Annotated in this window: 17 protein-coding genes and 3 tRNA genes; 10 read left to right on the forward strand and 10 right to left on the reverse strand. The window is 55.3% G+C overall.

Annotated features, from left to right (window positions below):
* The 3 genes from AC2FLZ_RS13770 to AC2FLZ_RS13780 all read left to right on the forward strand — a co-directional run.
* A partial coding sequence (locus AC2FLZ_RS13770; RefSeq protein ID WP_496882292.1) for a TRAP transporter large permease occupies positions 1 to 1,209 on the forward strand: 1,209 nt, incomplete at its 5' end.
* 153 nt (positions 1,210 to 1,362) lie between these two features.
* Positions 1,363 to 1,674 (forward strand): DMT family transporter, encoded by a 312-nt coding sequence (locus AC2FLZ_RS13775; RefSeq protein ID WP_480516870.1) that lies wholly within the window; start codon positions 1,363 to 1,365, stop codon positions 1,672 to 1,674.
* Positions 1,675 to 1,739: 65 nt separating this feature from the next.
* The gene (locus AC2FLZ_RS13780; protein WP_480516872.1) at positions 1,740 to 2,186 is read left to right on the forward strand and encodes a nucleoside deaminase; all 447 of its coding nucleotides are present in this window, start codon (positions 1,740 to 1,742) and stop codon (positions 2,184 to 2,186) included.
* A gap of 9 nt (positions 2,187 to 2,195) precedes the next feature.
* On the opposite strand, the gene tpiA is transcribed toward AC2FLZ_RS13780, so the two are convergent.
* Positions 2,196 to 2,945: a triose-phosphate isomerase gene (gene tpiA, locus AC2FLZ_RS13785; RefSeq protein ID WP_480472529.1), complete on the reverse strand. Its 750-nt coding sequence runs from the start codon at positions 2,943 to 2,945 to the stop codon at positions 2,196 to 2,198.
* A 148-nt stretch (positions 2,946 to 3,093) separates the two neighbouring features.
* Entirely contained in the window at positions 3,094 to 3,459 is a 366-nt protein-coding gene (locus tag AC2FLZ_RS13790) for a HesB/IscA family protein (protein WP_480476725.1), read from the reverse strand.
* A 142-nt stretch (positions 3,460 to 3,601) separates the two neighbouring features.
* On the opposite strand from AC2FLZ_RS13790, the gene AC2FLZ_RS13795 reads away from it, so the two are divergent.
* On the forward strand, positions 3,602 to 4,018 hold the full coding sequence (locus tag AC2FLZ_RS13795) for a hypothetical protein (protein ID WP_496882293.1): 417 nt from the start codon (positions 3,602 to 3,604) through the stop codon (positions 4,016 to 4,018).
* Positions 4,019 to 4,248: 230 nt separating this feature from the next.
* On the opposite strand, the gene AC2FLZ_RS13800 is transcribed toward AC2FLZ_RS13795, so the two are convergent.
* The 3 genes from AC2FLZ_RS13800 to AC2FLZ_RS13810 form a co-directional block, all read right to left on the reverse strand.
* The gene (locus AC2FLZ_RS13800; RefSeq protein WP_209504059.1) at positions 4,249 to 4,611 is read right to left on the reverse strand and encodes an SUF system Fe-S cluster assembly protein; all 363 of its coding nucleotides are present in this window, start codon (positions 4,609 to 4,611) and stop codon (positions 4,249 to 4,251) included.
* Between the two features lie 94 nt (positions 4,612 to 4,705).
* Positions 4,706 to 4,984 (reverse strand): NfeD family protein, encoded by a 279-nt coding sequence (locus tag AC2FLZ_RS13805; RefSeq protein WP_480553383.1) that lies wholly within the window; start codon positions 4,982 to 4,984, stop codon positions 4,706 to 4,708.
* Complete coding sequence (locus AC2FLZ_RS13810; protein ID WP_480472533.1) at positions 4,984 to 5,874, reverse strand: SPFH domain-containing protein; 891 nt, start codon at positions 5,872 to 5,874, stop codon at positions 4,984 to 4,986. Before AC2FLZ_RS13810 ends, AC2FLZ_RS13805 begins: the two co-directional genes overlap by 1 nt.
* Positions 5,875 to 6,049: 175 nt before the next feature.
* On the opposite strand from AC2FLZ_RS13810, the gene AC2FLZ_RS13815 reads away from it, so the two are divergent.
* The 3 genes from AC2FLZ_RS13815 (at position 6,050) to lon (ending at position 10,842) form a co-directional block, all read left to right on the forward strand.
* On the forward strand, positions 6,050 to 6,961 hold the full coding sequence (locus AC2FLZ_RS13815) for a nucleoside hydrolase (RefSeq protein ID WP_496882294.1): 912 nt from the start codon (positions 6,050 to 6,052) through the stop codon (positions 6,959 to 6,961).
* A gap of 62 nt (positions 6,962 to 7,023) precedes the next feature.
* Entirely contained in the window at positions 7,024 to 8,154 is a 1,131-nt protein-coding gene (tgt, locus tag AC2FLZ_RS13820; protein WP_496817128.1) for a tRNA guanosine(34) transglycosylase Tgt, read from the forward strand.
* A gap of 279 nt (positions 8,155 to 8,433) precedes the next feature.
* The gene (lon, locus tag AC2FLZ_RS13825; protein WP_480516883.1) at positions 8,434 to 10,842 is read left to right on the forward strand and encodes an endopeptidase La; all 2,409 of its coding nucleotides are present in this window, start codon (positions 8,434 to 8,436) and stop codon (positions 10,840 to 10,842) included.
* Positions 10,843 to 11,186: 344 nt separating this feature from the next.
* Here lon and AC2FLZ_RS13830 read toward each other — a convergent pair whose 3' ends face one another.
* Both AC2FLZ_RS13830 and AC2FLZ_RS13835 read right to left on the reverse strand, forming a co-directional pair.
* Complete coding sequence (locus tag AC2FLZ_RS13830) at positions 11,187 to 11,999, reverse strand: TylF/MycF/NovP-related O-methyltransferase (RefSeq protein WP_480516885.1); 813 nt, start codon at positions 11,997 to 11,999, stop codon at positions 11,187 to 11,189.
* 159 nt (positions 12,000 to 12,158) lie between these two features.
* Positions 12,159 to 12,233, reverse strand: a tRNA-Val gene (locus AC2FLZ_RS13835).
* A gap of 181 nt (positions 12,234 to 12,414) precedes the next feature.
* On the opposite strand from AC2FLZ_RS13835, the gene AC2FLZ_RS13840 reads away from it, so the two are divergent.
* The 3 genes from AC2FLZ_RS13840 to uvrA all read left to right on the forward strand — a co-directional run bounded on the left by AC2FLZ_RS13840 (position 12,415) and on the right by uvrA (position 15,649).
* Positions 12,415 to 12,491, forward strand: a tRNA-Asp gene (locus AC2FLZ_RS13840).
* A gap of 45 nt (positions 12,492 to 12,536) precedes the next feature.
* Positions 12,537 to 12,613, forward strand: a tRNA-Asp gene (locus tag AC2FLZ_RS13845).
* Positions 12,614 to 12,790: 177 nt separating this feature from the next.
* Positions 12,791 to 15,649 (forward strand): excinuclease ABC subunit UvrA, encoded by a 2,859-nt coding sequence (gene uvrA / locus AC2FLZ_RS13850; RefSeq protein ID WP_496882295.1) that lies wholly within the window; start codon positions 12,791 to 12,793, stop codon positions 15,647 to 15,649.
* Between the two features lie 16 nt (positions 15,650 to 15,665).
* On the opposite strand, the gene AC2FLZ_RS13855 is transcribed toward uvrA, so the two are convergent.
* The 3 genes from AC2FLZ_RS13855 to AC2FLZ_RS13865 form a co-directional block, all read right to left on the reverse strand.
* A complete protein-coding gene (locus tag AC2FLZ_RS13855) occupies positions 15,666 to 15,989 on the reverse strand; it encodes a hypothetical protein (RefSeq protein WP_209504052.1) in 324 nt (107 codons plus the stop codon).
* A gap of 107 nt (positions 15,990 to 16,096) precedes the next feature.
* Positions 16,097 to 16,969 carry a 3-hydroxyisobutyrate dehydrogenase gene (mmsB, locus tag AC2FLZ_RS13860; protein ID WP_480493278.1) on the reverse strand — a complete coding sequence of 291 codons (873 nt, stop codon included), beginning with the start codon at positions 16,967 to 16,969 and terminating at the stop codon, positions 16,097 to 16,099.
* A 3-nt stretch (positions 16,970 to 16,972) separates the two neighbouring features.
* A complete protein-coding gene (locus AC2FLZ_RS13865; RefSeq protein ID WP_480553388.1) occupies positions 16,973 to 18,013 on the reverse strand; it encodes an enoyl-CoA hydratase/isomerase family protein in 1,041 nt (346 codons plus the stop codon).

Below are 18,013 nucleotides of genomic sequence, written 5' to 3' on the forward strand. Positions count from 1 at the left end.
CTTTTGGCGATCCCGTTCTTTATTCTCGCCTCGTCCTTCATGACGACAGGCGGCGTAGCGCGTCGGATCATCCGATTCTCGATTGCTTGCGTGGGGCATCTGCCCGGCGGTCTGGCGATTGCGGGTGTGTTTGCTTGTATGCTGTTTGCCGCGCTTTCAGGATCGTCCCCGGCCACGGTTGTAGCTATCGGTTCGATCGTCATCGCAGGTATGCGCCAGGTTGGGTATTCCAAAGAGTTTGCCGCCGGTGTGATCTGTAACGCGGGTACGCTGGGCATCCTGATCCCACCGTCCATCGTGATGGTTGTGTATGCCGCCGCCGTCGAAGTTTCAGTTGGGCGCATGTTCCTGGCTGGCGTTATTCCCGGTCTGATGGCTGGCTTCATGCTGATGATCACCATCTATGTCATGGCAAAGGTCAAGAACCTGCCCAAGGGTGAATGGAAGGGGTGGGGTGAGGTCTTTACCTCGGCCCGCGAGGCCGGTTGGGGCCTGTTCCTGATCGTTATCATTCTGGGTGGCATTTATGGGGGTATCTTTACCCCGACCGAGGCTGCCGCGGTTGCTGCCGTCTATGCCTTCTTCATCGCCAGTTTCGTCTACAAGGACATGGGTCCGCTGAGTACGGAAGGGGACGCACAGAACCTGCCACTGCTGAAAAAGCCCTACGCTTTGGTCACAGCGTTCTTTCACCCCGACACCAAGCATACTCTGTTCGAGGCAGGAAAGCTGACGGTGACGCTGTTGTTCGTGATCGCCAACGCGCTGATCCTCAAACATGTTCTAACGGACGAACAGGTGCCGCAGCACATTGCTAGCGCCATGCTTTCAGCGGGTCTTGGACCGGTAACCTTCCTGATCGTGGTCAACGTAATCCTGCTGATCGGTGGTCAGTTTATGGAGCCGTCGGGCCTGCTGGTGATCGTTGCACCGCTGGTGTTCCCGATTGCCATCGAGTTGGGTATCGATCCGATCCATCTGGGCATCATCATGGTGGTGAACATGGAGATCGGGATGATCACGCCCCCGGTCGGTTTGAACCTGTTCGTAACCTCGGGTGTTGCGGGTATGCCGATGATGAGCGTTGTGAGGGCGGCGCTGCCGTTCCTTGCTGTCCTGTTCGTCTTCCTGATTATGGTGACGTATATTCCGTGGATCTCGACCTTCCTGCCCAACACCTTCATGGGGCCGGAAATCATAACCAATTAGGTTGTTTGACGATGTACGTAGCCGGGCGGTTTCGACCGCCCGGCTTTTTCGTATCTTGAAACCGCGCACCGGGTTCATATCTCGGGTCCAGAGGACGACCTCCCCATATCGGGACATTATTCGGGACGACCCGAACGGATACGAGGTTGTCTTATGCCCTGGGTATTCCTTCTATTTGCTGGCCTGTTGGAAATCGTCTGGGCCGTAGCGATGAAGCAATCGGCTGGTTTCACCCGATTGTTGCCTACGGCCTTGATGGGGCTTTCGATGATCGGGTCTTTCGGTCTTCTGGCGCTGGCGATGCGCGACCTGCCGTTGGGCACGGCTTATACCATCTGGACCGGTATCGGGGCTGTGGGGGCGTTCTGTGTAGGTATCCTGTTTCTGGGCGAAGCCCTTAGCCCTGCGCGGATTCTGGCGGCTCTTCTGATCGTGTCAGGTCTCATCCTGATGAAGCTGGCGTGAGCGTTTTATTGACCAAGCCATTTTGCTTGGGCAGGGTTCGGAAAACACGGGAATTAGAGACTGGAATGCTGACCGAGACCGACAAGCGCCTGCTGCGCGTGGCTTATGACGAGGCAAAAGCCGGGTTTGATGAAGGTGGATGCCCTATCGGATCAGTTCTGGCGCGGGGTGGCGAAATTGTTTCACAAGGGCGCAATCAACGTGTACAGGGCGGGGATCCGATCGCACATGGGGAAATGGATGCTTTGCGCAAAGCCGGGCGTCAGAAAACCTATCGCGACACGGTTCTTTACACGTCTTTGTCACCTTGCATGATGTGTTCCGGCACTATCGTTCAGTTTGGTATCCCGCGCGTGGTGGTCGGCGATACCCAGAACTTTGGTGGCAACGAAGACTTCCTGCGCGACCGCGGCGTCGAGGTGGTGATAGCCAACGATCCCGACTGCATCGCACTGATGCAGCGGTTCATCGAAGAAAAGCCAGAGCTTTGGGCGGAAGATATTGCCGAGTAAAGGCGAAACCTAGACGCTCTCCAGCGCCTGAATAATGCCCGTGAAATCCCCGGCCTTCAGGCTGGCGCCGCCCACAAGCGCACCATCGACATTTGAAACCGCAAAGATCTCCGCCGCGTTGGAGGGTTTTACCGACCCGCCATAAAGCAAACGGACAGAGCGACCCACACCTTCGCCAAAACGACGCTCTAACCGGGCGCGGATGAAGTCGTGAACCTCTCCGATCTCATCAAGCGTTGGAACCTTGCCAGTGCCGATGGCCCAGATCGGTTCATATGCAATGATCAGGTTCTCGCCGGTTGCCTGATCCGGGATCGACCCCGACATCTGACCGCCGATAATGTCGAGTGTATTGGCCGCCTCTCGTTGCTCCAGACTTTCGCCTACGCAAATGATCGCTTTTAACCCCGCGTCCATCGCTGCACGGGCCTTGGCGCGTATATCCTCGTCATGCTCTTCATGGTCCACGCGCCGTTCGGAATGACCCAGGATGACTGATGTCGCGCCCGCGTCCAGCAGCATCTCAGCGCTGATATCGCCTGTATACGCGCCTGCGCTTGCCGCGTGGCAATCCTGCCCGCCAACAGTAACTGCTGACCCGCGTACGGTGTCTGCCGCGCGGCTGAGCAATGTTGCCGGAGGGCAGATCAGGATATCGACAGAAGCGTCTGGGTGGGACTTGCACAGTGCTTCAAGCTCGCTCAGCGCAGCACCGGTTCCGTTCATTTTCCAGTTTCCTGCCGCAAGCTTGCGCCGCATACCCGTATCTCCCTGATCATTCGATGATTTAAGATGCGGATAGCATTGTCGGCACGATCTTACAATTCCACTGATCGGGTGGGTTCGCGCGCTTTGATCGACGCACGGCGTTCGGTCGGGCCCGAGTCACAGGATTACCCGGCGCAAACTAGGATTTCTGCACGATGCTCTCATCGAATTTGATGGATTCACCGCAACCGCAAGCGTCGACGACATTCGGGTTCCTGAACTTGAAACCTGATTCCAGCAACGACACCTCGTAATCGATTTCAGTCCCGAACAGAAACATCTGCGCCATTGGTGCGATCATGACGCGTGCACCATCCTGTTCAACGACTTCGTCGTGTGGATCGGCCTGATCGACATATTCCATGGTATATTCCATGCCCGCACAGCCGCCTTTCTTTACGCCAATGCGCAAGCCGACGTGGCCACCCGAGTTCATCAGGCGGGTAATTTGCTCTGCGGCTTTGGGCGTCATGGTCACAGCCTGTTTGCCGGGAATGCCGAACATGTAAGTCTCCGTTGTCGCGCGTTGCATTTAATCTAGGGCTCAGGGGGCCAAGGCTCAAGACGGTGTGTTATAAAGAGTTTTATCAGGATGAAACAACCCGGCATACAGTATGGGTTCGCTGAAAACACCCGACCGTTAAACCGTGGAGCTGAATAGGTTTAAGCTGGTTGATCGCCAAAACGGTTCGCATTGTGAAATCATCGGAAAGGATAATATTGTGAAGAGATTAAATGCAATTTTTAATCCAGTCTTGTTGGGAGCGGTACTTACCATTGCAGTTCTTTTGTTTGTTCCGGATGATGCGGTGGCCGCCAATGATAGAGAGAGGCATCCGGTAAACTGCGCGACCGCCGAGGGCGATCTGCGCGCCATCGCGACTGAGAAAAAGCACGCGCAGGACCAACAGTTGGAAAGTGTTGCCGCCATTACTCCTGCCGGGGCACTTTTGGGGCTGGTCACAGGAACGGAACACAAAAGGCTGCAAATGCTATCGGGGGACTACATCAATCAACTGGATGCCAGATCTGCGGAAATCAAAAAGACCTGCAATTTGAACTGATCACCCGTCGTTAGGTGATCTGGATATGAAAAGGACCGTTCTCGGGCAAGAACGGTCCGTGTTTCTGGGCCGGAATTCGGGGGGCGGTCAAATCATGTCTGGCCCGAGGTACGATACCGATTGGTGCCGTCCGCAGGTCTTTTCCCGTATCATTGTGACAGGGACAGCACGAACAGGTAACAAAAACACCAATGTTTTGTGACGAATAGCCGGGAAACTGTGGTCGGTGCCTACATAAATCCCAGTTCCAGACGTGCTTCGTCTGACATCATCTCCATACCCCAGGGTGGCTCCCAGGTCAGTTCCACGTCGACCTCTTTGACGCCTGCAACAGGCTCGATCGCTTCCATGATCCATCCGGGCATGTCGCCGGCAACCGGGCATCCGGGGGCTGTCAGCGTCATGATCACCTTCACCGCGTTGTCCGTGGAAATGTCGATCGTGTAGATCAGGCCGAGGTCATAGATATTCACGGGGATTTCCGGGTCATAGACCGTGCGGCACGCCTCGACCACGGGCTCGTACAGGGGGTGCTCAATGGTTGACGGCGCAATCAGCGGTGTGCCTTCAAACTGTTCGCTCGGGTGGGTCATCTTTGCCTCGGGTCTGTTGCCTGAGTGATTATATAGGGAATAGCCGCAACAGCGTCCAGTAGGGCGGCGGCGCCGATAGGGGCGCCGCGGCAATTTAGTCGTTGATGTCGTGGTTGAAGGTTTTGACCTGACCTTGCGGCAATGCAAACAGATTCCGCAAAACAAGCCACGCAATCAGTGACATCACTGCGAAGATCAACACCAACACGTTCAAAGACAGAGCCATTCCGGATACGGCAAGGATAAGGCCCGTGACTGCGGCTCCGATTGCAAAGCCCAGAAAAATGAACCCTGGCAAGACAATCTCAAGGATACCCAGCGCCAATGCGGCGGCGAGCCAGATCCACCAGGTCAACCAGAAGGGGTCTGCCATCATTTTCCTCCTTTTAGCATTTTGAATGCATCACCAAAGGCTTCCAGTGCGTTGGCAGGCACAACAATAGTTTGCTTGCCAGTACCGTTTCCAAGCGCATTCAGGGCTTCAACCTGCTTCAAGGCAACCTGATACTGGGCCGCTTCAATGCCGTTATCCTGAATGGCCTTGGCGACCACACCTGTGGCATAAGCTTCGGCTTCGGCCTGAATGCGCCGCGCCTTGGCGGTTTGTTCCGCCGCATAAAGCTCGGCGTCGGCATGCAGCTCGACTGCGCGCTTCTTGCCCTCGGCTTCTGTCACCTGCGCACGACGGGCGCGTTCGGCGTTCAGCTGTTGCAGCATGGCGTCACGGGTGGCCTGATCCAGATTTACGTCCAGAATCTCGGCGCGGGTGACTTCGATGCCCCAGTCATCGACAGCGGTTTCAACGCTTTCCTGAATACGCGTGATCAGTTGGGACCGGTTCGACTGGACCTCATCCAAATCCATTTTACCAATCTCGGCGCGAACGATCCCGGCGACAGTGGTAGCAATCGCGCCATCAACGTCGCGGATTCGGTAGACCGTCTTTTCAGGTTCGAGAATACGGTAGAAGACCGATGTATCGATCTGCACCAAAACGTTGTCCTTGGTGATTGCGTCCTGCGTCGCGTTTGGCAGTTGGCGTTCCAGGATCGAGATCTTGTGGCGCGCAATGTCCAGCAGCGGAACGATAAAGTTGATGCCGGGGCCAAGCACGGAATGCAGGCGCCCAAACCGTTCAACCACATATTTTTCGGACTGAGGCACAATCTTGATGCCCTTGAAAATGATAACAATTACCAGCACCGCGGCCAGCAGGTAAATGATGTTTGACGAAAGCAATCCGATGATTTGGTCTTCGGTCATACTGTCCTCTTGTTTTTGTGTACTATAGTATACATGTGGCGATTGAGTCGCTCGATTTCAACTCTGGTATGAGGGGAAAGCAGTCCCATGCAAATGCCTCGATAATGAAACGCTGTATCGAAAAATCGTGCTGTGACCGCTTTGCATCCCTAGTTGTTTGCGGTATCGGGCGGGGATGAAACTGATAATCGATACAGATCCTGGCATCGATGATGCCATGGCAATCGCCTATGCCGCTGCAGCACCCGAGATCGAGCTGATCGGCCTGACCACGGTGTTTGGAAACATGCATGTACATCAATCCAGCCGCAATGCCCGGTTCCTGCTTGATAAACTGGGTCTGGATCTGCCTGTCGCGGAAGGGGCTGCCGTTGCATTGGGTGCCGATACACATTCGCCATCCGAACATGTGCATGGTCCCGAAGGATTCGGTGACCTGACTGACATTCCCGAGATTGGAAGTAACCACGCCCTGTCAGCTGCTGAATTTCTGGTCGACATGGCACGAACCCACAAGAAAGAGCTGGTGGTTTGCGCCGTGGGCCCTCTAACCAACATCGCCAACGCCATTCGTCTGGATCCGGAATTCGCCGACAATCTGGGGCGTTTGGTTATAATGGGCGGGGCGGTGTACTGCCCGGGTAATATTACGGTACATGCTGAGGCCAACATCTATCATGATGCGATTGCCGCTGAAGAGGTCTTTGCCACGCCGCCGGAAACCGTTCTTGTCGGTTTGGATGTCACGCTGAAAACGCTCTACGAGACTGCGGATTTCGAAAGCCTGGCAATGCGATCATCTGATATGGGGTCCTTTCTGCGCGATATCTCTCGCTTTTACCTGAAGTTCTACAAGGACGTCGGTGGTCTGGAAGGCTGCGGCCTGCACGATTCGACGGCTGTGATCGCTTGTTCTCATGGTGCCATGTTTGACATGGTCGAAACGGGTCTGCGGGTTGTCACCGAAGGCGACCAGAAGGGGGCAACGCGACCTGATCCGGAACGTCCCGTAGTTCGGGTCTGCCGCGACGTGGACGGGGCAGGGGTTGTTCAACTGTTTACAGACCGTGTTGCCTCGCTACCCTGACGGGTTGCAAAGACCAAACGGATCGGGCAAAGCCTGCCCGGTTCGGCGACCCGAGGGATGACATGACCCAACAGTTTTCTTTTGATCTGAAGGCAACAGACGGCAAAGCCAGGACCGGAGTGATCAGCACACCGCGCGGCGACGTGAGAACGCCTGCCTTTATGCCGGTTGGCACTGCGGCAACGGTCAAAGCGATGATGCCGGAAAGCGTTCGGGCGACCGGGGCAGACATCCTGCTGGGGAACACTTATCACCTGATGCTGCGCCCGACCGCTGAGCGTATTGATCGACTGGGTGGACTGCATAAGTTCATGAACTGGGATCGGCCCATTCTGACAGATTCCGGCGGATTTCAGGTCATGTCGCTGGCCGGTTTGCGCAAGCTGACTGAAAAGGGCGTGACCTTCAAATCTCATATCGACGGATCAAAGCACGAATTGACGCCGGAACGGTCGATGGAGATCCAGCGCCTGTTGGGCTCGGACATTGTCATGTGTTTCGATGAATGCCCTGCGCTGCCAGCGGATCGTGACCGCATTGCCGAGTCAATGCGCCTGTCGATGCGTTGGGCCGAACGGTCGCGCGATGCATTTGGCGATCGTCCGGGGCATGCGCTTTTTGGCATCATGCAAGGTGGGCTGGAAAAAGACCTGCGCGAAGAAAGCGCCGAGGCGTTGAAATCTATCGGTTTCGAAGGCTACGCAGTTGGTGGCCTGGCGGTCGGCGAAGGGCAGGAGGCCATGTTCTCTTGTCTCGATTATGCCCCCGATTTCCTGCCATCGGACAAGCCGCGCTATCTGATGGGCGTCGGCAAGCCCGACGATATCGTCGGTGCTGTTGCCCGCGGGATCGACATGATGGACTGCGTGTTGCCCTCGCGGTCTGGGCGTACAGGGCAGGTTTTCACCCGCTACGGCGTGGTGAACATCAAGAATGCCCGTCACGCAGACGATCCGCGGCCGCTGGACGAACACTGCACTTGCCCGGCTTGTTCGAATTATACCCGCGCCTACCTGCACCACGTGTTCCGCGCAAATGAGATGATCTCTGGCATGTTGCTGACATGGCATAATCTGCATTATTTTCAGGAGATCATGGCCGGAATGCGCGACGCGATTGCGGATGGTGCGTTCGAAGCCTGGCAGGCTGATTTCCACGCGCAACGCGCGCAGGGGGATATCGAACCGCTGTGATATTTCGCCCCCTCCAAGGCTAAAACTGGCAGTTCTGCGCAGCCGGGCTGTTTTCTGGCGACTGATCGCGCAAGACCGGGGCGTATTCTACTATTTTGGTGGATATGTTCCCGGCACGCCTTGCAGTCCGCCAAACCTCGGTTCATTCTGATTGGTGATACATGGCGGTAAGGTTGAAAATGGGCGATGAGGCCCCACCTTTATCGTCCAAGACAGGAGACGGACAAATGTTGCCTCGATGAGGGACAAGTTCCGTCTTGCCAACGATAAGGATAGAGCATGCAAGAGCCTCTGAATTCCTCCTACCCCGTCCTGCCGCTGCGCGATATTGTGGTGTTCCCACATATGATCGTGCCGCTTTTCGTAGGCCGTGACAAATCGGTCCGCGCGCTGGAAGAGGTGATGCAGGATGACAAGCAAATTCTGTTGTCCAGCCAGATCGATCCCGGCGTTGACGATCCGGATGAAGAAGGCATCTACCGCACCGGCGTTTTGGCCAATGTGCTGCAACTTCTGAAGCTGCCCGATGGCACGGTGAAAGTGCTGGTCGAGGGGCAGGCGCGCGTTCAGATCACCGAGTTTCTGGAAAACGAAGAGTTTTTCGAAGCCCGCGCGGAATACCTGACCGAAATTCCCGGCGACGTCACCACGACCGAAGCGCTGTTGCGCACTGTCGCGGACGAGTTCGAGCGTTACGCCAAAGTGCGCAAGAACATCCCCGAAGAGGCACTGACCGCAGTAGGCGATACCACCGAGCCTGCGAAGCTGGCCGACCTTGTGTCCGGGCATCTGGGCATAGAAGTCGAACAAAAGCAGGAGCTTCTGGAAACCCTCAGCGTCAGCGAGCGGCTTGAGAAGGTCTATGGCCTGATGCAGGGCGAGATGTCTGTTCTGCAGGTCGAGAAGAAGATCAAGACCCGTGTCAAATCCCAGATGGAGAAGACGCAGCGTGAGTATTATCTGAATGAGCAGATGAAGGCCATTCAGAGGGAACTTGGCGATGGCGAGGACGGCAGCAACGAAGTTGCTGAACTGGAAGCCAAAATCGCCGAAACCAAGCTGTCGAAAGAAGCGCGGGAAAAGGCCGAGGGTGAGCTTAAGAAGCTCAAGAACATGTCACCTATGTCGGCCGAAGCCACAGTTGTGCGCAACTATCTGGATTGGATTCTTGCTCTGCCTTGGGGCACTAAATCCCGTGTCAAAAAGGATCTGGGCCGCGCGCAGGAGATTCTGGACGCGGACCATTATGGGCTTGAGAAGGTCAAGGAACGGATCGTTGAATACCTCGCGGTTCAGCAGCGCTCGAAAAAGCTGAAAGGGCCGATTCTTTGCCTTGTCGGCCCTCCGGGCGTGGGCAAGACCTCGCTGGGTAAGTCGGTTGCCAAAGCTACCGGGCGTGAGTTCATTCGCATCTCACTGGGTGGTGTTCGAGACGAATCCGAGATCCGGGGCCATCGTCGGACCTATATCGGCTCCATGCCCGGCAAAATCATTCAGGCGTTGAAAAAGGCGAAGACCACGAACCCGCTGATTTTGTTGGATGAAATCGACAAGATGGGACAGGATTTCCGGGGCGACCCAGCATCCGCGATGCTTGAGGTGCTGGACCCGGAACAGAACAACACGTTCATGGACCATTATCTTGAGGTTGAATATGACCTGTCCAACGTGATGTTCCTGACCACGTCGAACAGCTACAACATGCCCGGGCCTTTGCTTGACCGGATGGAGATCATCCCGTTGGCCGGTTACACAGAGGACGAAAAGCGTGAGATCGCCAAGCAGCACCTGATCAGCAAACAGGTCAAGAACCATGGTTTGAAAGCCAAGGAATTCGAACTGACCGATGAGGCGCTGCAAAAGATCATCCGCACCTATACCCGCGAGGCGGGTGTACGGAACCTTGAACGTGAAATCGCCAAGGTCGCGCGCAAGTCGCTGACCAAGATCATCAAGAAGGATGCAGAAACCGTTAAGGTTACACCCGAAAACCTGCAAGATTTCCTGGGCGTGCCGAAATTCCGTTACGGTCTGGCCGAGCAGGACGATCAGGTTGGTGTTGTCACCGGTCTTGCCTGGACGTCAGTGGGTGGCGACCTGCTGCATATCGAAGCGTTGAAACTGCCCGGCAAAGGGCGGATGAAGACGACCGGTAAGCTGGGCGATGTGATGAAGGAATCCATCGACGCCGCTTCGTCCTATGTGCGTTCGATTTCACCTCAGATCGGGGTAAAGCCGCCGCAGTTTGACAAGATCGACATTCACGTTCACGTGCCGGATGGCGCGACACCCAAGGATGGCCCATCGGCAGGTCTGGCCATGGTCACGTCGATTGTCTCGGTTCTGACCGGTATTCCGGTTCGGAAAGACATCGCGATGACCGGCGAAGTCTCACTGCGCGGGAATGCGATGCCGATTGGTGGATTGAAAGAAAAGCTACTGGCCGCGCTGCGTGGTGGGATAAAGACCGTTCTGATCCCGGAAGAGAATGAAAAGGATCTCGCGGATATCCCGGACAACGTCAAAGAAGGGCTGAAGATCATCCCGGTCAAACATGTCTCGGAAGTTCTGGAACACGCATTGGTGCGCAAACCTGAACCGATCGAGTGGGATGAAGCCGCGGAAGAGGCCGCAGCAGCGGCGGCGCAAGCTTCTGGAAACACTGAGTCTTTAGCAACTGCGCATTGAACTCCAAGGCGGCGGGGGTACCCCCGCCGTCTTTCGGTCTCAAGGGCCAAAGATCGACACTGATCAAGACGTGATGAACAGGCTCAGGTTTTTATTGAATAAGTACAAGTATTGCGTGAGGCTGGCTTGTTGCATTTCTTTTCGTCGTATTGAGGCTGTTGCTCAAAGCGACACAGGGGATTCGTATTTGGACTGACCAGCGTCAATATATTGGCAACAGCAGCCCTCTGATTGCCGGAGAATTTGCACTTTCAAGCAAGCCCCAGAGACGCTCGACGCGCATTTTGAGCGAGAACAAATCAACGCGCTGTTCAGGCAATGAACAGGTTATTTGAAGGAGAGGCTTAGTTCTTGATCCAATAGGCTCCGGTCCAATCAACTTCGATAATTGGCTCGGTAATCCCATGCGCATTGCGATAATCTTCCACGGCCTTCTTGCATGGTGGCCATGAGTTGTAGTCGTCGATAATGACGTGCCCACCCGAGACCACTTTGGGATACAGGTTTTCAAGAATTTGAATGGTCGATTCATATAGATCGCCGTCTGCACGCAGAAGGGCAATCTGTTCTATCTCAGCGCTTGGAAGTGTGTCTTTGAACCATCCAGGCAAGAACTTTACCCGTTCATCCAGCAAGTCAAAGCGTTCAAAATTGGCCTTAACTGTGTCAACGGGAACAGCAAGAATCTCTTCTTCTGACAGATCGTAGCCTGTGTCGTCCGGAAAATCCGTACTATTGGGTTTAGGCAATCCTGCAAAGCTGTCTGCCAACCAGACCTTACGATCTCGGTCACCATGTAGCTCTAGGACGGCTTTCATAACCATCGCGCAACCACCGCGCCAAACACCGCATTCAATCAGGTCGCCGGGAATGCCCTTGTCCAGAATGCTCTCAACGGCCTCCTGAATGTTATCAAGGCGTTTGTGGCCAACCATCGTATAACCAAACATGGGCCAATCACGGCCTTCGATCCGGTCAGAATGAATGTAGTCTTTCTTTTCAACCAGAAGCAGGTTTTGCTTGGCCAGCGTGCGTATCAACGAATTCTTCTGCATGACACTGGGATCTTGACTGTTTCTGACTTGCTCAACCCTGTAGGCAGATTCGGGATAAACCGATGCAGTCATCAATTGTTTAAAAAGCTTCAAAGGGTCCATTTCATGCTCCAAAAATGCGCAGAAGATCAATACTTCATACGTGTTTTTGTGCAATCAAATTTTCTTCTTTGTGTTGAGGCCAATCGAAGAACCTAAGCTGAGGCAGTGGATTGTACACGGTGTAGTTGCGTAATAATGGTGGAAAGCTATGCGGGAAAATGGTGGGTGATAACGGATTTGAACCGCTGACATCTTCGATGTGAACGAAGCGCTCTACCACTGAGCTAATCACCCATGGGACGGGGTGATATCTTTCCCGAAGGTTGGCTGCAAGGGAAATAGAACCCGCGGCATCCGCAAAAAATCGCGCCGTATACAAAAATCTGGAATCTGACAAAAAACTTGAAAACGCCGCTTGACGCTGCCCGAGCGTAGCCATAATACACCCAAACGTTCAGCAATGAACTTGCAGCGGGCGGTTGTAGCTCAGTTGGTTAGAGTACCGGCCTGTCACGCCGGGGGTCGCGGGTTCGAGCCCCGTCAACCGCGCCATCGCTGCCATCCTTGGTCCAGGTTAAAGGCCACGAAAATAGATGCGCGGTTGTAGCTCAGTTGGTTAGAGTACCGGCCTGTCACGCCGGGGGTCGCGGGTTCGAGCCCCGTCAACCGCGCCATTTTCCTCCTCTAACAGATCAAGGGTTGCGCCTTTTTAGGCACCTTTAGTCAATCCTGTGTTCATTGCAGGTTTTGATCGGCGAAAATTCGACTGTTCACTAAATGTTCTAACTTTTCTGTTGGAGTCTTGGTCTGGCTCGCCTATCTCTTAACCACTTGTTTGTTGGGGGCCGCATATGGCTGAGCTGAAGAATATCGAGGTGCGCGGCGCGCGCGAACATAACCTCAAAGGTATAGACGTTGATATCCCTCGGGATCAGTTGGTGGTCATAACTGGATTGTCGGGTTCGGGGAAGTCCTCATTGGCGTTTGACACCATCTATGCAGAAGGCCAGCGCCGGTATGTCGAAAGCCTTTCGGCCTATGCCCGGCAGTTCCTGGATATGATGGAAAAACCGGATGTCGATCATATCAGCGGCCTGTCTCCGGCAATTTCGATTGAACAAAAGACGACGTCCAAGAATCCGCGTTCAACTGTGGGCACGGTGACCGAGATCTATGACTATCTGCGTCTGCTGTTTGCCCGCGCCGGAACGCCCTACAGCCCAGCCACCGGGCAACCGATTGAGGCGCAGCAGGTGCAGGACATGGTCGACCGGATCATGACAATGGAAGACGGTACGCGCGGTTATCTTCTGGCCCCCATCGTGCGCGATCGGAAGGGTGAGTACAAAAAAGAATTCCTGGAGCTGCGCAAACAGGGTTTCCAGCGCGTCAAGGTGGACGGAGAGTTCTACGAACTGGATCAACCGCCTGTATTGGATAAGAAATTCCGTCACGATATCGATGTGGTTGTTGATCGACTGGTTGTGCGGGAAGGTATGGAAACGCGCCTGGCCGACAGCCTGCGCACCGCTCTGGATCTGGCGGACGGGATTGCCATATTGGAAACTGCCCCGCGTGTGGGTGATCCGGAACGCATCACATTCAGCGAGAATTTTGCCTGCCCGGTCAGCGGTTTCACCATTCCCGAAATCGAACCACGCCTGTTTTCGTTCAACGCGCCCTTTGGTGCCTGCCCGGATTGTGACGGTCTTGGAGTTGAGTTGTTTTTCGATGAACGCCTGGTGGTGCCGGACCAGACGCTGAAACTCTACGATGGTGCTTTGGCCCCATGGCGCAAGGGTAAATCCCCTTATTTCCTACAAACCATCGAGGCCATTGCGCGCCATTACGAGTTTGACAAGAACACGCCCTGGAAAGACCTGCCTTATAATGTGCAGGAGGTCTTTCTGCGTGGGTCCGGGGATGATGAAATTCAGTTCCGGTACGACGAAGGTGGGCGCGTCTATCAGGTGACCCGCAGTTTTGAAGGCGTGATCCCGAATATGGAACGCCGGTACCGCGAAACCGACAGCGCATGGATTCGTGAGGAATTTGAACGATATCAAAACAATCGTCCCTGCGGCGCCTGCGAAGGTTACAGGCTTCGGGCCGAAGCGCTGGCGGTAAAGATCGCCGGGCTGCATGTGGGGCAGGTGGTGCAGATGTCGATCCGTGAGGCTTTGGCGTGGATCGAAGACGCGCCCAACCACCTGAGCGCCCAGAAAAACGAAATTGCCCGCGCCATTCTCAAGGAGATTCGCGAGCGACTTGGTTTCCTGAATAACGTTGGTTTGGAATATCTTACGCTGTCCCGTTCAAGCGGAACACTGTCAGGTGGCGAGAGCCAGCGTATTCGTCTGGCCAGTCAGATCGGCTCGGGGCTGACCGGGGTTCTCTATGTTTTGGATGAGCCTTCGATCGGGCTGCATCAGCGAGACAATGACCGGCTTCTGGATACGCTCAAGAACCTGAGGGATCAGGGCAATACGGTGATCGTTGTAGAACATGACGAGGAAGCCATCCGTGAAGCTGACTATGTTTTCGATATCGGTCCGGGAGCAGGTGTACATGGCGGGCAGGTGGTCAGTCATGGAACGCCTGCGCAAATCGCGGCGGATGCGGCCTCCATTACCGGGCAGTACCTTGCAGGAACGCGTGAAATCGCAGTTCCGGTGCAGCGCCGTAAAGGCAAGAAGCAGAAAGTCACGGTGGTCAAGGCCACAGGCAACAACCTGAAGAATGTCACAGCCGAATTCCCCTTGGGCAAATTCGTTTGTGTCACCGGAGTGTCTGGCGGGGGTAAATCCACCCTCACCATTGAGACATTGTTCAAAACCGCGTCAATGCGGCTGAACGGAGCACGTCAGACACCAGCACCCTGTGAAACCATCAAGGGGCTGGAACACCTCGATAAGGTCATCGACATCGACCAGCGACCCATTGGGCGAACGCCGCGTTCAAACCCGGCGACTTATACTGGCGCCTTCACCCCGATCCGAGATTGGTTTGCCGGTCTGCCCGAGGCTAAGGCACGCGGATACAAACCGGGTCGCTTCAGCTTTAACGTCAAAGGCGGGCGGTGCGAGGCATGTCAGGGTGACGGTGTCATCAAGATCGAGATGCACTTTCTGCCGGATGTCTACGTGACTTGCGAAACCTGCAAAGGCGCGCGGTATAACCGCGAGACGCTTGAGATCAAGTTCAAGGGCAAATCCATCGCGGATGTGCTTGATATGACAGTGGAAGATGCGCAGGAGTTCTTCAAGGCCGTGCCGTCAATCCGGGACAGGATGGACGCCCTTGCTCGTGTGGGTCTTGGCTATATCAAGGTGGGTCAACAAGCCACGACGTTGTCAGGTGGCGAGGCGCAGCGGGTAAAGCTGTCAAAGGAACTGTCGAAGCGTTCAACTGGACGTACGCTCTATATTCTCGACGAACCGACAACAGGTCTGCATTTCGAAGATGTGCGCAAGCTGCTGGAAGTGCTGCACGAACTTGTCGATCAGGGCAATACTGTGGTGGTGATTGAACATAATCTGGATGTGGTCAAAACTGCGGATCATATCATCGACATTGGACCTGAAGGTGGTGATGGCGGTGGCGAAATCGTCGCCACCGGAACACCGGAAGACATAGCCGATGTTGAGCGCAGCCACACCGGGCGATACCTGAAGCCGATGCTGAAAGGGGCGCGCGTCGCGGCAGAATAAGTGCCCAGACGCGGCCTCAGTTCAGGATATCCGCGATTGCGCCAATCAGGTTCAGGACTTTGCGTGTCTCGGGGTCGACCCGGTACACGTAATCACCCGCACGGACATATGAGTAGTTTCGGTTCAACCCATAGCGATAGGGGTCATTGATCCAACGGTAGTCGTTGGTAATGAAGTCACCATCGCGATAGATTTTCTTTGCCTGACCAGGCGGCACGCAGGGAACGGATTTCTTGGCCAGACCCGGAGGGCAATGCCCGGCCTTATTCTTTGCAACCGCGGCAACCGGGGAAAGGGCCAAAGCCGCCAGAGTTGCCGTCGTCACCAAAAATCTCGTCATGTCGCCGTCCTTTGCGATTTGGCCAGCCGGGCCTTTTGTTCATGACTGCCTAGATGGTCGCTTGCCCAACATCTGTCAAATCGTTGGGCAAGATGCCGCCAGTTGTCTTATTCACGCCCGCGCTTCTCGAACCGTGGCAGCATGGCACTGAAATCGCGTCCCTTGCCATCTTCATTCTCGACAAATTGCTCATAAAGCGCGGTGGCAACCTGACCCATCGGTGTATCTGCATCTGCACTCTCTGCCGCCTGCTGGCTCAGGCGCAGGTCCTTCAACATAAGCTCGGCCGCGAAACCGGGGGCGTACCCATTGTCCGCCGGGCTTTGCGGACCGACACCGGGGGCAGGGCAATAGGCGTTCATCGTCCAACTGTATCCGGACGACGTACTTACCACGTCAAACATCTTCTGCCGGTCCAGACCAAGCTTGTCGGCTAGGGCGAAGGCTTCACAGGTTGCGATCATGGTGACACCAAGGATCATGTTATTGCAGATTTTGGCGGCCTGGCCGGCACCGGCCTCGCCACAGTGAACAGCTTTCTGCCCCATGATGTCGAACAGGGGGGATGCCTTGGCAAACGCGGCCTCTGATCCGCCAGCCATGAAGGTCAGCGTGCCAGCCGCAGCACCACCGATGCCGCCTGAAACCGGCGCGTCTACGGACAACAGTCCGGCGTTGATGGCCTGATCCGCAACTGCCCGCGCGCTTTCCACGTCAACCGTCGAGCAATCGATTAACACGGCACCTTGTGCCATTGCGGGAATGATTTGATCGGCAACGGCCCTCAGAATCGCACCGTTTGGCAGCATCGTGATGACAGCATCGGCCGCTGCGACGGCTTCCGAAGCGGTTTCGGCCGGAGTAACCCCGTCAACCGTCACGCCCGCTGTGTCAAAGCCAAGTACCTTATGACCGGCTTTTGCCAGATTGGCCGCCATTGGCGCGCCCATGTTTCCCAGTCCGATGAAACCGATTTGCATCTCTTAATCCTCTTCGAAAGTCAGGGCGTCCGCACCCAGGGGCTGAAGCATTTTCGACACGGCAACCAGAGGGACGTTCATGTCAGGAAACTGCCAGTTCGGATTGCGATCCTTGTCGATGATCTGCGCGCGGATACCTTCCAGAAAATCTCCATGCTCCATCGCGCGGTAGGTGAAACGATACTCCATCTCCAGAGCTCGGCGTATGGTCAGAGAAGGGGTGCGCAGGCGGTGAAGAATCTCGATCGTGCAGGCCACGGAAAGCGGCGCGTTCTTCCTCAGTATGCCCAGAGTTTTTTCCGAAAACTCACTGTCGTCGCTGTGCAGACTGTTCAGAACGTCGCCAAGGGTTTCACCGGAAAAATGCTGATCGATCTGGGCCTGCAAGTTCGCCAATTCACCAACAGGCGGTGTATCAGCATGGTCAGCCAATAGTTCAGCGTTTCCAGAGGCTTCGAGCAGCTCGATCAGATCGGACCATTGTGATTGTGGGATGAAAAGATCGGCAAACCCTGCATAGATCGCATCCGCAGGCCCCATTCGATAGCCCGTTGTCCCCAGAAACTCACCCGTGCGTCCGGGTGCAAGGGCCAGCATCAAAGAGCCGCCGACATCCGGCACCAGTCCGATGGAGCATTCTGGCATGGCTATCTTTGCACTTTCACCTACAACGCGATGGCTGCCATGGCATCCGATGCCAACACCGCCGCCCATCGCGAACCCCTGAAGAAAGCTGATGACCGGCTTTGGATATTCGAAGATCAGGGCATTCAGACGGTATTCGTCACGCCAGAATTTCTGACCGTAAGAGAAATCGCCCTTGGTGCCGGTTTCATAAAGTTCAGCAATATCACCGCCCGAGCAGAAGGCTTTTTCCCCTTCGGCGTCCAGGATGATCAGGTCAATCTCATCGTCCTCGCGCCAGTTGCGCAGCGCTGTGTCGATGGCCATGCACATGTCATAGGTCATCGCGTTCAGCGCATGAGGACGGGTCAGGGTGATACGCCCGGCACGGCCTGTGGTGCGGATATCGATATCTGACAT

It is taken from the genome of Ruegeria sp. YKSF131 (genome assembly GCF_059612645.1).

Excerpts from the sequence above, each read along its gene's own strand:
- AC2FLZ_RS13800 (WP_209504059.1), bottom strand. The coding sequence starts at position 4,611 with ATGACCCACCCGAGCGAACAGTTTGAAGGCACACCGCTGATTGCGCCG.
- AC2FLZ_RS13810 (WP_480472533.1), bottom strand. The coding sequence starts at position 5,874 with ATGACCGAAGACCAAATCATCGGATTGCTTTCGTCAAACATCATTTAC.
- tpiA (WP_480472529.1), bottom strand. The coding sequence starts at position 2,945 with ATGCGGCGCAAGCTTGCGGCAGGAAACTGGAAAATGAACGGAACCGGT.
- AC2FLZ_RS13855 (WP_209504052.1), bottom strand. The coding sequence starts at position 15,989 with ATGACGAGATTTTTGGTGACGACGGCAACTCTGGCGGCTTTGGCCCTT.
- AC2FLZ_RS13865 (WP_480553388.1), bottom strand. The coding sequence starts at position 18,013 with ATGTCAGATATCGATATCCGCACCACAGGCCGTGCCGGGCGTATCACC.
- AC2FLZ_RS13775 (WP_480516870.1), top strand. The coding sequence starts at position 1,363 with ATGCCCTGGGTATTCCTTCTATTTGCTGGCCTGTTGGAAATCGTCTGG.
- tgt (WP_496817128.1), top strand. The coding sequence starts at position 7,024 with ATGACCCAACAGTTTTCTTTTGATCTGAAGGCAACAGACGGCAAAGCC.
- AC2FLZ_RS13815 (WP_496882294.1), top strand. The coding sequence starts at position 6,050 with ATGAAACTGATAATCGATACAGATCCTGGCATCGATGATGCCATGGCA.
- AC2FLZ_RS13830 (WP_480516885.1), bottom strand. The coding sequence starts at position 11,999 with ATGGACCCTTTGAAGCTTTTTAAACAATTGATGACTGCATCGGTTTAT.
- AC2FLZ_RS13780 (WP_480516872.1), top strand. The coding sequence starts at position 1,740 with ATGCTGACCGAGACCGACAAGCGCCTGCTGCGCGTGGCTTATGACGAG.
- AC2FLZ_RS13805 (WP_480553383.1), bottom strand. The coding sequence starts at position 4,984 with ATGGCAGACCCCTTCTGGTTGACCTGGTGGATCTGGCTCGCCGCCGCA.
- mmsB (WP_480493278.1), bottom strand. The coding sequence starts at position 16,969 with ATGCAAATCGGTTTCATCGGACTGGGAAACATGGGCGCGCCAATGGCG.
- uvrA (WP_496882295.1), top strand. The coding sequence starts at position 12,791 with ATGGCTGAGCTGAAGAATATCGAGGTGCGCGGCGCGCGCGAACATAAC.
- AC2FLZ_RS13790 (WP_480476725.1), bottom strand. The coding sequence starts at position 3,459 with ATGTTCGGCATTCCCGGCAAACAGGCTGTGACCATGACGCCCAAAGCC.
- lon (WP_480516883.1), top strand. The coding sequence starts at position 8,434 with ATGCAAGAGCCTCTGAATTCCTCCTACCCCGTCCTGCCGCTGCGCGAT.